Source organism: Streptomyces coryli, assembly GCF_011044975.1.
In the GTDB taxonomy this organism is placed as follows: domain Bacteria; phylum Actinomycetota; class Actinomycetes; order Streptomycetales; family Streptomycetaceae; genus Streptomyces; species Streptomyces coryli.
On the sequence record NZ_JAAKZV010000002.1, the window covers coordinates 106,099 to 120,746 of the forward strand.

General features: G+C 69.5%; 17 protein-coding genes and 1 pseudogene. 13 read left to right on the top strand and 5 right to left on the bottom strand.

The window, feature by feature from the left end; all coding sequences use genetic code 11:
* Positions 1-4 precede the first annotated feature (4 nt).
* The 9 genes from G5C51_RS01275 to G5C51_RS01315 all read left to right on the top strand — a co-directional run bounded on the left by G5C51_RS01275 (position 5) and on the right by G5C51_RS01315 (position 8,247).
* Complete coding sequence (locus G5C51_RS01275; protein ID WP_165230067.1) at positions 5-889, top strand: BtpA family protein; 885 nt, start codon at positions 5-7, stop codon at positions 887-889.
* Entirely contained in the window at positions 886-1,824 is a 939-nt protein-coding gene (locus G5C51_RS01280; RefSeq protein ID WP_165230070.1) for a PfkB family carbohydrate kinase, read from the top strand. Before G5C51_RS01275 ends, G5C51_RS01280 begins: the two co-directional genes overlap by 4 nt.
* Before the next feature lie 14 nt (positions 1,825-1,838).
* Positions 1,839-2,849, top strand: coding sequence for a substrate-binding domain-containing protein (locus tag G5C51_RS01285; RefSeq protein WP_165230073.1), 1,011 nt, complete (start codon positions 1,839-1,841; stop codon positions 2,847-2,849).
* Positions 2,849-3,616 carry an ATP-binding cassette domain-containing protein gene (locus G5C51_RS01290; RefSeq protein WP_165230076.1) on the top strand — a complete coding sequence of 256 codons (768 nt, stop codon included), beginning with the start codon at positions 2,849-2,851 and terminating at the stop codon, positions 3,614-3,616. Before G5C51_RS01285 ends, G5C51_RS01290 begins: the two co-directional genes overlap by 1 nt.
* Position 3,617: 1 nt before the next feature.
* Positions 3,618-4,637, top strand: coding sequence for an ABC transporter permease (locus G5C51_RS01295; RefSeq protein WP_165230079.1), 1,020 nt, complete (start codon positions 3,618-3,620; stop codon positions 4,635-4,637).
* A 29-nt stretch (positions 4,638-4,666) separates the two neighbouring features.
* On the top strand, positions 4,667-5,689 hold the full coding sequence (locus tag G5C51_RS01300) for a phosphotriesterase family protein (RefSeq protein WP_338117969.1): 1,023 nt from the start codon (positions 4,667-4,669) through the stop codon (positions 5,687-5,689).
* Between the two features lie 46 nt (positions 5,690-5,735).
* A complete protein-coding gene (locus G5C51_RS01305; RefSeq protein WP_165230085.1) occupies positions 5,736-6,482 on the top strand; it encodes a glutamine amidotransferase in 747 nt (248 codons plus the stop codon).
* Between the two features lie 38 nt (positions 6,483-6,520).
* Complete coding sequence (locus G5C51_RS01310) at positions 6,521-7,105, top strand: TenA family protein (protein ID WP_165230087.1); 585 nt, start codon at positions 6,521-6,523, stop codon at positions 7,103-7,105.
* Between the two features lie 728 nt (positions 7,106-7,833).
* Entirely contained in the window at positions 7,834-8,247 is a 414-nt protein-coding gene (locus G5C51_RS01315) for a helix-turn-helix domain-containing protein (RefSeq protein ID WP_165230091.1), read from the top strand.
* A 6-nt stretch (positions 8,248-8,253) separates the two neighbouring features.
* Here the strand turns inward: G5C51_RS01315 and G5C51_RS01320 are convergent, their stop codons facing one another.
* The 3 genes from G5C51_RS01320 to G5C51_RS01330 form a co-directional block, all read right to left on the bottom strand.
* Positions 8,254-9,672: a DUF1254 domain-containing protein gene (locus G5C51_RS01320; RefSeq protein ID WP_165230094.1), complete on the bottom strand. Its 1,419-nt coding sequence runs from the start codon at positions 9,670-9,672 to the stop codon at positions 8,254-8,256.
* Between the two features lie 103 nt (positions 9,673-9,775).
* On the bottom strand, positions 9,776-9,955 hold the full coding sequence (locus G5C51_RS42455) for a hypothetical protein (protein ID WP_206313286.1): 180 nt from the start codon (positions 9,953-9,955) through the stop codon (positions 9,776-9,778).
* Positions 9,956-10,101: 146 nt separating this feature from the next.
* On the bottom strand, positions 10,102-10,509 hold the full coding sequence (locus tag G5C51_RS01330) for a DNA cytosine methyltransferase (RefSeq protein WP_206313287.1): 408 nt from the start codon (positions 10,507-10,509) through the stop codon (positions 10,102-10,104).
* Between G5C51_RS01330 and G5C51_RS44220 the strand changes: the two genes are divergently transcribed.
* On the top strand, positions 10,508-10,924 hold the full coding sequence (locus G5C51_RS44220) for a class I SAM-dependent methyltransferase (protein WP_165230145.1): 417 nt from the start codon (positions 10,508-10,510) through the stop codon (positions 10,922-10,924). The genes G5C51_RS01330 and G5C51_RS44220 overlap by 2 nt on opposite strands.
* A gap of 294 nt (positions 10,925-11,218) precedes the next feature.
* Entirely contained in the window at positions 11,219-11,707 is a 489-nt protein-coding gene (locus tag G5C51_RS01340; protein WP_165230097.1) for a hypothetical protein, read from the top strand.
* 18 nt (positions 11,708-11,725) lie between these two features.
* Here G5C51_RS01340 and G5C51_RS01345 read toward each other — a convergent pair.
* A pseudogene (locus G5C51_RS01345) lies at positions 11,726-11,869 on the bottom strand (ATP-binding protein); the annotation flags it as partial.
* Between the two features lie 144 nt (positions 11,870-12,013).
* Here G5C51_RS01345 and G5C51_RS01350 point away from each other — a divergent pair.
* A complete protein-coding gene (locus G5C51_RS01350; RefSeq protein WP_338117970.1) occupies positions 12,014-12,973 on the top strand; it encodes a tyrosine-type recombinase/integrase in 960 nt (319 codons plus the stop codon).
* 101 nt (positions 12,974-13,074) lie between these two features.
* Positions 13,075-13,389: a helix-turn-helix domain-containing protein gene (locus G5C51_RS01355; protein WP_165230100.1), complete on the top strand. Its 315-nt coding sequence runs from the start codon at positions 13,075-13,077 to the stop codon at positions 13,387-13,389.
* 883 nt (positions 13,390-14,272) lie between these two features.
* On the opposite strand, the gene G5C51_RS42735 is transcribed toward G5C51_RS01355, so the two are convergent.
* Positions 14,273-14,581 carry a hypothetical protein gene (locus G5C51_RS42735; protein WP_240929295.1) on the bottom strand — a complete coding sequence of 103 codons (309 nt, stop codon included), beginning with the start codon at positions 14,579-14,581 and terminating at the stop codon, positions 14,273-14,275.
* Positions 14,582-14,648: the final 67 nt, after the last annotated feature.

Genomic DNA, 14,648 nt, shown 5'->3' on the forward strand with positions numbered 1-14,648 from the left:
CCCGATGACGACGTCCGGGAGTACAAGCGGCCTTGGGGTCTTCCCGCCCCGACCGAACGCGATCAAGGAGCTGTTCGGAACTCCGCAGGTCGTCATCGGTGTGGTGCACCTGCCGCCGCTGCCCGGCAGCCCGCACTACAAGGGCGTCCCGCTGGACGAGATCTGCGCCTTCGCGGTCGAGGAGGCGCGGGCCTATCTGGAGGGCGGCTGCCACGGGCTGATCGTGGAGAACCACTGGGACATCCCGTTCCTCAAACCGGGCGAACACGGTTATGAGACCTCGGCGGCGATGGCCGTGGTGACCGACCGGGTGCGGCACGCCGTGCTGGCGGGAGCCGGCGGCGGGCTCGGGGTCAGCGTGCTGTCCAACGCCGCCGAGTGCTCCACGGCCTCCGCCTGGTGCGGCGGCGCCGGATTCGTACGGGTCAACCAGTGGGCCAATGCCTATGTCGCCAACGAGGGCATCATCGAGGGCCAGTCGGCACACGCCACCCGCTACCGCAGCCGGATCGGTGCCGGCCCGGTCAAGGTCTTCGCCGATGTGCACGTCAAGCACGGTTCGCACGCCATCGTCGCCGACCGCACGCTGGCCGAACAGACCGAGGACGCCGAGTTCTTCGGTGCCGATGTGCTGATCGCTACCGGCTCGCGGACCGGTGACGCCGCATCGCTGGAGGAGGTCGAGGGCATATCCGCCCACACCACTCTGCCGGTGGTGATCGGCTCCGGTATCACCGCGGACAACATCGGCGGTCTGCTGCCGGCTTGCGACGGGGTGATCGTCGCGTCCTCGGTGAAGGACAACGGCCGCTGGTGGGGCCGGGTCGACCGGGCCAAGGTCCGCGAGCTGACCACCGCGGCGGCCAAGGCCGGAGTGGTGCTCCCGTGATCGTCTTCTGCGGGTACGCCAACATCGACCTGACCGTCGGTGTGCCGGCGCTTCCCGCTCCCGGTGGCCGCGTGCAGGCGACCGCCGTCCGCCGGGGCCACGGTGGGATGGCCGCCAACGCCTCGGTGGCCGCAGCCCGCGCGGGGGCCGACGCGTGGTTCGCCGGTGTGGTCGGACCGGAGCCGCAGAGCACGGCGTTCCTCGCCGCGCTCGCCGCCGACGGGGTCCGTACCGACTGGACCGCTCGCACCGGCACCCTCACCACCGCCGTCGTGCTGCTCACCCCGGACGGCGAACGGGCCGTCATCAGCCAGGACGACGAGCTGGACGCCGGGCACATCAGCCGTACGGTACGGGCCGCGCGCGCGGCCGGGGCCAACTGGCTCTACCTCGACGGCTACCGCTTTCCCGAGGCCGCCGACGTACTGGCCGAGGCAGCCGCCGACGCCCCGCCCGGGAGGCCGGGACCGGGCCTGGTGGTGGACCTCGACGGCTGCGACCGGGCGGAGGCGATGCGCACCGCGCTCTCCGCGGCCGATCACGCCGTCGTCGGCCGGCCACTGGCCGTCGCGCTGCTGGGCGGAGATCCGGACCTGGTCCGGGTCGCCGCCGACCTGGACGTCCATCTGATCGTGACCGACGGTTCGCGCGGCTGGACCCTGCTGACCCCGGCCGGTGAACGCCACCACGGTCCGGCGATCGAGGTGGACACGGTCGACGCCACGGGGGCCGGAGACTGCTTCACCGGCGCATACTGCGCCGAACTCGACCGGGGCCGGACCCCGTTGGAGGCGGCGCGCTTCGCCGCCGTCGCCGCCGGACTGTCCTGTACCCGGCGTGGTGCCCGTGACGGGCTGCCCGGTCGCCGGGACATCGACTCCTGGCTCTCGGACCACCCCACTCCCGAAACCCCGGAGCCGACCCGCACCAGGTAAGACAAGGAGAGCAGATGCGCCAGAAAGTGACGGCCGTGGTCGCGCTGAGCCTGCTGCTGACGACCGTCGGCTGCGACACCCAGGCCCGCCGCGAGATGGCGGCCGAGAAGAAGAGCGCCGAGCAGGGCCCGCCGCCGCCTGCGGAGGTCGCCCGCTCCTGTACCGTCCGCGGCCACGCTCCGAAGATCGGTATCGTGCCCATCAACCTCCAGGCGCTGTTCTTCAACCAGATCAACACCGGCGCCCGGACCGTGGCCCGCAAGGCCGGGGTGAAGACCCAGATCGTCAACGGCAACGACGACTCCGCCACGCAGGCCAACGCCATCGACGACCTGGTGGCCAACCACTACGACGCCATCATCGTGGACGCGGTCGACACCGAGGGCATCAGGCCCGCCATCCGCCGGGCCAAGGCGGCGGGCGTGCCGGTCGTCGCCGTGGACGCCACCGTCGACGACCCCGCGGTTTCGGTGCAGGTCGGCGTCGGCAACGCGGAGGGCGGCCGGCGGATCGGCGAGGCCCTGCTGAAGACGGCCGGCAACCGCGGTGGGATCGGCATCGTCGGCGCGCTCAGCAGCACCATCCAGAACGAGCGGCAGAAAGGTTTCACCGACGCCGTCACCGCCAAGGGCATGAAGATCCAGAACGTGGTCGACGGCCGCAACATCCAGGAGAACGCCCAGACCGCCGCCGAGAACCTGCTCACCCGCGACCCCGACCTGAAGTACGCCTACGCCACCGGTGAACCCGCCCTGATCGGCCTGTCCGCCGCCGTGGTCGGCCAGAACCGCACCAAGAACGTCAAGGTCGTCGGATGGGACCTGTCCAGCCAGGCCGTCGACGGACTGCGGGCCGGCTGGATCACCGGCGTGCTGCAGCAGAACACCTTCCGGTTCGGCTACGAGGCCATGAACTCCGCGATCGACCTGGCCTGCGGCCGCACCGCCCGCAAGAACGTGCCCGTTCCCACCCAGCTGGTGACCCCGGACAACGTCAAGAACTACCTCTACTACCTGGAGAAGTGATGGGCGAGAGCGCGCTGGTCTCCCTGCGAGGAATCACCAAATCATTCGGCGCCGTCCGCTCGCTGCGCGGCGTCGACCTGACCCTGGCCCCAGGCGAGGTGCTCGGCCTGGTCGGCGACAACGGCGCCGGGAAGTCGACCCTGATGAAGGTCCTGGCCGGAGCGGTCCAGCACGACAGCGGGCAGATCTCCATCGACGGCCGTGACGTCCGCTTCACCAGCCCCGCCGACGCCCGGCGCGAGCGGGTCGGCATCGTCTACCAGGACCTCGCCCTGTGCGACACCCTCGATGTGGCCAGCAACCTGTTCCTCGGCCGTGAACCACGCAAAGGCCCCTTCATCGACCGCGCGACGATGCATGCCCAAGCGGCCGAAACCCTCTCTGAACTGCACGTCCGGGTGAAATCCACCTACCAGGAGATCGGCGAGCTGTCCGGAGGACAGCGGCAGGCCGTGGCGATCGCCCGTGCGGTGTCGTTCCGCCCGCGCGTACTGATCCTGGACGAACCCACCGCCGCCCTCGCCGTCGCCGAGGTCCGGCAGGTGCTCAAGATGATCCGCGACGTCGCCGCCCAGGGCGTCGGCGTCATCCTGATCACCCACCGGCTGCAGGACCTGTTCGAGGTCTGCGACCGGATCACCGTGATGTACGAGGGCCGCAGCGTCGAGGACGCCTCGATCTCCGATCTCGACATCGAACGGCTCGTCGCCATGATCACCCGATCCGGCGCCACGAACGGCGGGCCCGGCACCCAGGAGGTGGCCTGAGATGAGCGCCGACACCGCGATACGCACCACCGCCGTACTGGGCCGGCCGCCGGGCCGCTGGCAGCGCGCCAACAAGGCCACCCTGGCCATGCTCGGCGTGGCGGTCGCGCTCTTCCTCGGCTTCGGCATCGCCGCCCCCAACTTCCTGACCTTCACCAATCTGGCCAACCTGGCCACCCAGGTGGCGATCACCCTGATCGTGGCGGTTGCCATGACCTTCGTGATCAGTACCGGGCAGATCGATCTGTCCGTGGGCTCGATCCTCGCGTTCACCGCCACCTGCACCGCCGAGATGCTGCAATCCGGCTGGGACTCCTCCGTGGTGATCGTCGTGGCGCTGCTCGCCGGGCTCTTCTGGGGCGCCGTCAACGGATGGCTGTCGGCGTATCAGAAGATCCCCCCGTTCATCGTCACCCTCGCCACCATGTCGGTCGTCCGCGGTCTGGCACAGCTGTGGACCAAGGGGTTCTCCGTCCCCGTCGACGCCCGGCTCTTCGTCGCCAAGCTCGGCGACGCCTCCTTCCTCGGGCTGTCCGCACTGGCCTGGATCGCCCTGGCCACGGTCGCCGTCGGAGCGGTCCTGCTGTCGAAACTGCCGTTCGGCACCCACGTCAACGGCATCGGCTCCCAGGAGGAGTCGGTACGACGGGCGGGGGTGAACACCGCCCGGATCAAGATGATCACCTTGATGCTGACCGGCGTGGCCGCCGGTCTCGCCGGGCTGCTCACCGCGGCCAGGCTCGGCTCCGGCTCCGCCAACTCCGGACAGGGCTTCGAACTCACCGTGATCGCCGCGGTCGTGCTCGGTGGCACCAATCTGTTCGGCGGCCGGGGCACCGTGCTCGGCACCGTCATCGGCGCCCTCATCACCGGAGTCATCGCCAACGGCCTCAACCTGCTGGGTGTGAGCCCGTTCCTCACCCCCATCGTCACCGGACTCGTGCTGCTCGCCGCGATCTGGTTCAACCTGCGCGGCCGGGCGATGGCCGACCTGTTCGCCCATTGGACGGGCCGCTCATGAGCGGCCCTTCCCCCCGCACCGTGACCACGGTGACCGGGCCCGTTCCCACCACCGGGCTCGGCCTCACCCTCACCCATGAGCATCTGGGCAACGACGTCCGCAAAGCCGTCACCACTCCGCCCGACCCCCGGCTCGGTCATCTGCGCGACGCCCGCACCACACCCGAACTGGCCTGGCTGCTGCGCGACTGGCCCTATGCCTGCCTCGACCACTGTGTGCTCGACGACGCCGAAGCGATGCTGGCCGATCTGCGCGCGTTCGCCGCCGCCGGGGGCGGCACGATCGTCGACGTCACCCCGGCCGGACCGGGCCGCGACCCGGCGGCGCTGCGCGCGTTCTCCGAGGACACCGGCGTACGGGTGGTTATGGGCAGCGGCTGGTACCTGGAGCCGTATCATCCCCGGCCGCTGTCACCGGCGGACGAGCGCCCGCTTGCCGTCGCACTGCTGGCCGAGTTCGCCGAGGGAGCCGAGTCCACCGGGATCCGGCCGGGCGTCATCGGCGAGATCGGCGTCTCCCCGCGGTTCACCGAGGGCGAGCACACCGCGCTGCGCGCCGCCGCGCGCGCCCAGCGCGACACCGGTGTCCCTCTGTACGTCCATCTGCCCGGCTGGCAGCGCCGCGCCCATGAGGTCCTCGACCTGGTACTGGGCGAGTACGGGGTGGCGCCGGCCGCCGTGGTGCTGTGCCATATGGACCCCTCGCACGCCGACCCGGACTATCAGCGGTCGGTGGCCGACCGCGGCGTCTGGCTCGAATTCGACATGGTCGGCATGCCGTTCCGCTACCCCGGCGAGGGGCAGTCCCCGGCACCCCACGAAACCGCGCGCGCCATCGCCGGGCTCATCGCCCGCGGACACGGCGACCGGCTGCTGCTCAGCCACGATGTGTTCCTCAAGAGCATGCTCACCGCCTACGGCGGCAACGGCTTCCGCTACGTACCCGAGCTGTTTCTCCCACGCCTCGTCGAAGAGGGCGTGGCCCGGCAGCCCGCCATGGAGCTGCTGCACACCAATCCGGCCCGGCTGTTCGAGCACGCCGCCGCGCCCTGACCACGCCCCACCTTTCCACTTACTTCCCGTTACGAAGGAGCACCCTGTGAGCCGCGTCCTGATCGCCGGTGAGAGCTGGATCTCCCAGTCCACACACATCAAGGGGGTCGACTCGTTCACCACCAGCGCCTATGTGACCGGAGTCGAGCCGTTGCGCCGCGCGCTGGAGGGCCGCGGGCACGAGGTCACGCACCTGCCCGCGCATCTGGTACCCGGGCAGTTCCCGGGCGACGCCGAGGCGCTCGCCCGCTACGACGTCGTCGTCCTCTCCGACATCGGGGCGAACTCCCTCCAGCTCTCTCCCGAGGTGTTCGAGCGGGGCACACCGGGGGCCGACCGGATCGAGGCACTGCGCGGATGGGTCGGCGACGGCGGCGGGCTGCTGATGGTCGGCGGCTATCTCTCCTTCACCGGTTTCGAGGGCAAGGCCGCCTACCGCAACACTGCGCTGCACGAGGTGCTGCCGGTCGAGCTGCTGCCCGAGGACGACCGCGTCGAACTCCCGGCGGGCGGCCGCCCGTCGGCTGTCGACGCAGGCCATCCCGCCCTCGGCGGGGTGACCGGCGAATGGCCACCGCTGCTCGGCTACAACCGCGTCCGGCCACGTCCGGGCACCGAGGTCCTGGCCACCTTGGCCGGCGACCCCCTGGTGGCGGTGGCCGTGTACGGCGCGGGGCGGTCGGCGGTGTTCACCTCCGACTGCTCCCCGCACTGGGCGCCCCCAGCGTTCTGTGAGCGGTGGGACGGCTACGCCCGGGTCTTCGGCGGCCTCGTCGAATGGCTCTCCCGGTGAGCCGGTCCGAGCGGCTCCTTGGAGCCACCGCCCCGGTCATGGAACAAGCACTGCGCATGCGCTTCGTCACCGAGGTCACGGCCGGCACGATCAGCGACGCCGACTACGCCGACTACCTGGAGATCGAGGCTGCGTTCGTGGAGACGGCCACCCGGCTGCACGGACTGGCCGTGTGGGGAGCCCCGGACCGGACGGCGCTGGAGCGCAACGCCCGTGCCGTCCACGCGCTGACCACCACCCAGGCGGACTACTTCCGCGCCGCCCGCGCCGCCTGGCCCGTCCCCGCCCGGCCGGGCGCCGCCCGACGGGCCGAGGTGCTGTCGCGGTACGCGCTCGACGCGGCGCGGGAGGGCGGCTACCCGGCGGTGATGACCATGCTGTTCGCGGCGGAGAGCCTCTACCTCACCTGGTGCACCCGGGCACACGAACGCGGCACCGTCCCCGACGGCGCAATGAGTGCCTGGGTGGCGCTCCACGCCGACCAGGCATTCCGGGACGGGGTACGGGCGCTTGCGGCGGAGGTCGACGCCCTCCCGGACGACATCCCCCAGGAGCGGCTGACCCGCTGGTTCACCGGCATGCTGGAAGCGGAAATCGCCTTCCACGACGCGGTGTTCGGTTGACCGGACCGCGGCGGGGCGAGATTAGCAAGGTGCAGCGGCCGTGGGCCCGGTATGGGAGCGGGAGAACCGCTGCATGCCGGCAGGATTCACCGGGACGAGGAGCCTGCCGAAACGCGATACGCGCAGTCCGGCCTCGTCGAGGTGCAGTTCGCCGGGGCACTGATGAGCCTCGGCGCTCACCAACGTAGAACTCGGCAAGGGCGACGCCGATCGGGCGGCTGCAACAGCGCTGGAGATAGTCGACCCTGCCCAGGGCATGGCGTCCCAGTGGTTCGTGACCGCTTCCGGTCCGTACGGCAGACCCTCGCCAAGCATCGCGGAGGCGACCGAGGTCGTCTCGCCCGCGATGACGACCGTGCGGCGGCCCTTGTCGCAGACGGGCGCGACCGCAACGGTGAGGAGCCCCCGGCATGCATATCCAGCTCTCGGCGGAGCTCGTCGTCCGCGACTCGACCGGCCCCTGCCCGCCGTCACATCTGCTGGCCGCCTGAGCCCGCCGCCGCTCGCAGACCCGGTCACCGCGTTCGAGCGCGCCCTCAAAGAATCCGACCGTGCGGCGGGTGCGCACGCTGCGTGATTGATGGCGGAAGTGCCGCCGTCACGGCGCCATCACGTGTACTCCACAACGAGACCCCCGCCTTATGGGCAAAGCCGCTGGTCACCGTGTCGGGACGGCGGGATTTGAACCGACGACCCTCAACCCCCAGCCGGGTCGACCAGGGACCAGGGTGATCGTCCTCACCGGCACCGATGACCTCGAACTCGGTCAACAGGCCCTGATGGCTGGCGCTCACGGCTTCCTCACCAAGTCATCCGACCCGGCCGTTCTCGTCGCGCCTCTGCTCACCATCGCCAGCGGTCTCTGCGTGCTCGAACGCGACATGGTCGACGCCTTGTTGGCCACGGCACGCAAGTCTCCCGGGCGAGCTCCTGGACAAGCTCTCCGCCCAGGAGCTGCAGCTTTGGGCCCTCCTTGCGCGGGGCGTGGATACAGCGACTTCGCCCAGCGCATGCTGGCCTCGGATCGCACCGCCAAGCGGATGATCTCAGCGCTACTCCGCAAGATCCACGCCACCAACAGAACCGAGGCCGCGGGCCTTACGGGCCGCTACGGCATCCTCGACGCCACGGTGGCGGACTGATCGCGCTCACAGCGGGTGGAAGTCGGGCAGCGCCCAGGACTTGTCGAAGAACGGCTGGCTGGGCGCGTAGAGGCGGAAGTAGACGAACCAGCCGTCCTCGGCGACGGTCTGCATCCAGTTGGTACGGGCGCCGTCGGGGGCGGTCGGCCCGATGTAGAGGTCGATGCTGCCGTCCTCGTTGAACTGCAGTTGCTCGTCGCGGCTGTCGAGGCTGACGCTGCGGATGTCGGTTCCGCCGTTGTCGTAGGGGCGGCGGGTGTTCTCGCTGTAGAGACTGAGCGACCAGAACTGCGCGACGGGCACGGGCGCGGATACGTGGAGGCGGTAGCTGCGGTCGGCGCGCAGCAGGCGGCCGGCGCTGTCGCGTTTGGCGGTCAGGTAGGCCTGGCCGGCACCGGGGGTGGGGTGGGCCATGCCCTTGGTGGTGGTGACGGCCTCGTAGAACAAGGTGGCCCGCTGGTCGAGCTGCAGGATGGTGTCGGTCTCCTGCTCGAGCTCGAAGTCGATCAGCTTGTACCAGTGCGTGGCCGGCCAGTACGGGGTGGTGTAGCGGGGGTTGACCTGGAGATTGCGGACGTACAGCTCTCCGAGCGCGGCGGCTTCGGCCAGGATGCGGCGCTGCCGCTCGTCGGGCTCGAAAGTCCGGCCCTTGGCGATGCCGAGAGGTTCGAGCATCGCCATGAATCCTTTGTCGACCTCGCGGACCGGCTCCTCATCCAGCACGGCCGCCAGCACCTCCCAGAACCGCAGGCCGCGGTCGGGGGTGGCACTCCACTCGCGGTCGACGCCCTCGATGAACTGCACCGGCACGGGATCGGAGCCGGCGCGCGAGACCTTCAGGCCCGCCTTGGCCGCGGCCATCAGCGACGGGTCCTGGGTCAGGACGCGGAAGGCGATAAAGACATTCGCCGTCTGCGCATGCGCCACGAACCTGCCGGAGTCCGCGAAGGGGGCGGCGTCGTGGCCGGGGCCGAGTACGACGTAGCCGCCGCCCTCGCCCTGGTCCGGGCCGGTCAGGCCGAGGTCCACGACCGGGCGCTGCCAGAAGTCCAGCACCCCGCCCGCTGTCGGGCCTGCCGGGTAGTCGATCAGGACCGGGCCGTCGCTGAGGTTGGTGAAGTTGATGATGTACGGGGTGGTGAGATTCGCGGTCACAATGCCGCGCTTCTCGCGCAGCGAGTCGTACACCACGAAGTCGCCGACATCCTTCGCCCCGAACGTCTCCATTGCACGATCGCGCCAGGTGGCGAACCCGACGAGGGGCAGCGCCCATAAGTACGCCTGGGCGGCGCGCTGCAAGTCGAATTGATCGAATAGCACTGCGGATGACTCGTCGTTCGGGAAGGTGTGCTCCAGCTCGAGTGAGCCGAAGGGGGTCTCGATCGTCTCGTCGCCGGCCATTCGCGCATTACGCAGATCACTCATGGCACACCATTTCCCTCCCTCGAGGCGAGGGAGCCGGCGACCTGGCCGTGACCCCCTCCTGCTCCTGCGACCCGGACTCTAAACAGGTCAGAGGGCCGACCCATCACCCACGATGGGTGATGGGGCTCAGCCTTGCCGGGGGGCGGACGACGATCTCGCCGATCTCGACGCCCCGCGGCTGCTCAATGGCGACCGCGATGGTCCGGGCCACGGCGTCCGGATCGATGCCGAGGTCGGTCATGTTGCGCTGGACCTGCTCGCGTACCTCCGGCGGCATGTCCATGGAGTCGACGAGTTCGGTGCGTACGTAACCGGGCGAGACGGAGGTGGTGGTGGCGGCCTAGACGGCCTGGGTCGGCACGAGCTTCAGGCCCGACGTCGAGACGGCCGTCACGAGGTGCCTCTCGGCCCCGCGCGTCCCCGGTGCGGCTAAGGCTGAGCGATCTCACTGAATCTTCGAGCCGGCGTTGCTCTCGCGTGGCCGGGCGCGGAGATCCAGGTGTTGGCGTAACCGCCGTCCGGCACGGTCCTCCCGAGCGCTGCGGCCAGGACATGAGCAGCCGGCAGCGGTGGCATGGTGCTGCCGATCTGCTGCGCGATGTCGCGGCCAGACCATGGATAGTCGACGGGGAAGTACTGCAGGCGACCTGCCTCCGCAGTTGACAGGCGACCGATCACGTCGCCTGTCTCGTCCTCGAGCCGGAGTCGGGAGACCTTGCCGGTGACGGTGCATGTCGGCTCGCTGCTCAAGCGACGGCCACGCGCCTTCGGATCACCGCCTGTCCCGTAGTTCGACACAGCGACGAACGGCGCAGGACGATCCAGTGCCTCGCGCATAGACACCCACGGGCGGGCGCGGCAGCAGGGCCTGACGGCGGATCTCGGGGAGGCCGACGGACAGGCGCTCCCGTTCGACGACGCCTGCTTCGACACCGACGTCTGCACCCTGGGGCTGAACGCCATCCCCGACGACCGGGCTGCGGTGGGGGAGACGCACCGAGTCCTTCGGCCTGGGGGCAGGCTGCTGCTTCTGGGCCACGTCGCCAGCCATCACCTGCCCGTCCGGCTTTTGCAGCGATTGCTGGAGAAGGCGGCGGTGCGGATGGCTGCCGATCACCAGACGCGCCGGCCGTGCCCGGTCCTCGTCTCCGCGGGGTTCACGATCGAAGAACAGGTGCGCTCAAGGGCTGGTGTGATCCAGCGCATTTCTGCTGTCAAGGGGCGTCGATCGCGCTCGCGTGCCCGCTCATGACGTGCGGCATGCACGGCGACGGCACGCACAGGTGCAGTAGGAGCGGTATCTCCTTGGGCGTGGGCTCAAAGCCCTGCACGTGGGTCTACAGGACCGGCACCGACGAGGCAGGCGAGGGCATAGACATCCGGATCCGCCCCGTACCCAATGCCTGGCTCTGGGAACGGGACTCGGCTCCGCCGAGGAGCGGGTTCTGGCCCCACTTCGCGGGTTCTGGGCGCTTGATCGGGAACGAGAGTTGGCCCCACCTGGGGCGGCCGTAACTCCCGGATGAGATGCTGAGATCATGCCGGGATGGAGTTCGTTCTTGAGCCGCCCACCGGCATCGGCCCGCTGATCATCGGCATGCCTCGTGACGATGCGGATGCCGCCATTCTGGGACTGCGTGACGTGGCGTCGATCTCTGCATCGGATCAACCGGGACAGCACATCTTCCGGCCGAGCGGACTCATGATCAGCATCCACTGTATGCAGGGCCGGCTGAAGGCCGTCGAGCTCGGCCGCCCGTCAGCGGCAACGGACCACGTGCACTTCCGCGGCGTCGACGTGTTCGGGTTGCCGGCGGCGGAGGTCGTGCGCCGGATGTCGAACGTCGCCACGATCGAGCCGGATCCCGACGATCCTGCTTCGTTCATCGCGCCGGATCTGCTGCTGAGTTTCTGGCGGCCGTTCGCTGCCGATGATGAGCCGGAGGAAGAGCAGGGCTACTACTTCAACTCGGTGCTGCTGGCCCGACCGGGCTATTACGACACCCCCGCAGAAGCGGCCGCGCGAGTGCAGTGACCGGCCAGATCTGCCGGGTCAGCCACTGTCAGCGGTCTGCTGGCTGCGGGTCTGGGCGAGTCGGTAGGAATCGCTCCCGGTCTCGATGATGTTGCTGCCGAAGGTGAGGCGGTCGACGATGGCGGCGCAGAGCCGGGGATCGGTGAAGGTCTTGGTCCAGCCATCTGGGGCTGGCACTTGTTCCCTCACAAGAGTTGCCGCTGCCACCTGGCCGTATCCCTCTCAAACGGTCCTCGTTGGTTCTCGTGGTGATGCCGCAATTTTGAAGGTGCCACCTTGACCGTTCAGGTGCGAGGAAGGTGTGCCGTGGCCGAGGCGAGACTGCAGGTCATCGCGGGCGGAGCCGTCCCGCAGGAGCCGTTGGTCACGGACCCGTGGCAGTTCCAGGCTGCGTGCGTCGACGCGTTCGTCGCCTCCTGGCGAGTTCGCGGCTTTAGTCCGGTGACCATCGACAACGACATCGGGCTGCTGGAGCGGACGCTGAAGGCTCTGGGCCGGCCGGCGTGGGAGGTCACTCCGGAGGATGTCGACCGGGTGGTGGGTGACCTCGCGGTGCAGGGCCGCAAGACCTCGACCCGACGCGAGTATGTGCAGATCTTCAAAGGGTTCCATCGGTTTCTGCAGGCCCGCAAGGCTGCCGAGATCGAGGCTGCCTTCGGTGTCCGGCTCGTCTGCCCGATCGATGATTTCAATGCCTCCCGACACGTCGGCGACGACTCCCCGGCCCTGCTGCCGCCTCCGACGCCGGAGCGGGTGGAGGAGTTCTTCGCCTTTATGAAGCAGCGGATCGCGACCGCGAGGAAGTACGGACCCGCAGCGAGGGACTATGCGATGTTCCGGACGCTGTATCACGCCGGGCTCCGCTCGGAGGAAGCCTCGCTGCTGGAGAAGCCCGACCTGCACTTTGTCCGCGGCCCGTTCGGCAAGCTCCACGTGCGTTTCGGCAAGGGCGCCCATACTTCCGGGCCCCGGCCGCGGTGGGTGCCCATGCTCGACGGGCTCGATCTGGTGCTGCGGTGGTTCCTGGACGATGTGCGGCCCAAGTTCCCTGACTCTCCCGTGTTGTTCGCCGACGAGTCCGGCGGCCCTCTGCATCGCGGGACTATCCGCAATCGGCTCCGCTATTTGATGGAACTCGAAGGCCAGCCAACGAACGAGCGGTTCAGCCCGCATGCCCTGCGGCGAGCGTGCGCGACCCACAACTATGAACGCGGCGTCGATCTCGTGGCGATCCAGCAGATGCTCGGTCACTGGACGGTCAGTTAGACCATGCGTTATGTCCGGCCCTCGGCGACCTTCATCGAAGACGCCTATCAGCGGGCGGTCGCCGGGACCCTGGCCGAGCTGAGCGGGAAGGACACCACGGCATGAAGATCCAATGGCGGCTGCGGATGGCCGCCGCCCAGCGAGAGGTGTGGACCGGCACGGAATTGCGCCGACTCCTGGCGGAGAAGGCTGGCCTGGAGTTGTCCTCAGCATCGGTGTCCGCGCTGTTCACCAAGGAACCCGCCCAGGTGAAGATGACCACCCTGGCGGCGTTGTGCACCGCACTGGACTGCACCCCCAATGACTTGATCGAGGTCGACACCACCCCCGTTGAGCGGCCGATCGCACCCCCTCGCCCGGTGGCCGACCTCCCGCGGGCCGCCTCCGGCCGGGGCCGGTCGATGCCGCCGCTGTGACACGGAGGCGGCGGTGGGTAAGAAGCAACGTGACTGCGTCACCTGCGGAGCCCCGGTCGGATATCTCGACCGCGAACTGTGCTGCTTGTGCTGGCGCCGTCGTGAGGAACAGCAGGCCAAGAACACCTGCCCGGCCTGCGGCCGCGAGCGGGTCCTGCAGGAGGCCACCGGCCGGTGCGTGATCTGCTCGCGCGCCTGCGAGAAGTGCGGACATCCGGTGCGATCACCACAGAGTCAGCTCTGCCGTGACTGCCGCCGCAAAGGCGACCGACGCGCGATCCAGCGGCCGTGTCCGCGCTGCGGTAAGCCGGGCTATCTGCGTGAGACGACCGGCTGGTGCGGTCACTGTTCCCGGCCCCGACCGCAGAAGAAGCCGCCACGGATCTGCCGCGAGTGCGGGCAGATGCGCAGGCATTCCGGACTGGGGCTGTGCTCGGCCTGCTGGCAAAAGCACCCCGGCCGTCCCTTCGTCTGCGGGGAACACCTGCAGGAACGACTTGTCGACCCACCCGTCTGGCTCGACGACTTCGTCGCGCAGGTCGCCGCCCACCACTGCGTCGCCCGAGCCTGCGGCTTCGTCACCGACCTGGGACGGCTCCTGGAGGACGACCACTCCAATTCGCCCCAGGCCCTGCTGGAGCGAGCCCGCCGACCGGGACGATCGATGGGCTCTTTCGCCCGTGCGCTGGAGGACTTTTTCACCATCCGCGGTCTGGCACTGCCCACCGACCAGGCCGAACGACTCGCCGCAGGCCGGCGCCGGCGCCGCGTCGAGGCGGTCCCCGAGCCCCTGCGGCAGGCAGTCGCGGCCTTTGACATCTCCCGGATGCGAGCTCAGGAGCGGGCCCGGCGGGCCGGCACCCGGCCCCGCAGCAATCACACCCTAGAAACCGCCCTGGCGACCATGCGGGACCTGGCCCTCTTCCTGCTCAACGAGCGGAGCAAGAACGACTGGCTCCTCGTCGACGTGCACGACATCGAAGCCTTCCTGACGATCTTGCCCAAGGCTCGCAAGCGGCGGCTGACCGTGCTGCGGCAGTTCTTCCGTTTCGCCCGGGCCCAGAGGCTCGTGCTCGTCGACCCGACACGCGGCCTGGTCGCCAAGGGGACGAACGCCTTCCGTGGCCAGACCCTCGACCTTGCCCAGCAGCGTGCGATGTTCCGCCGCTGGACCACCGACGAGCAGGTGCATCCCCACGAGGCCCTAGTGGGAATGCTCGCCCTGTTGCACGGCGCCTCCAGTGCCAGAGGTCCGGTTG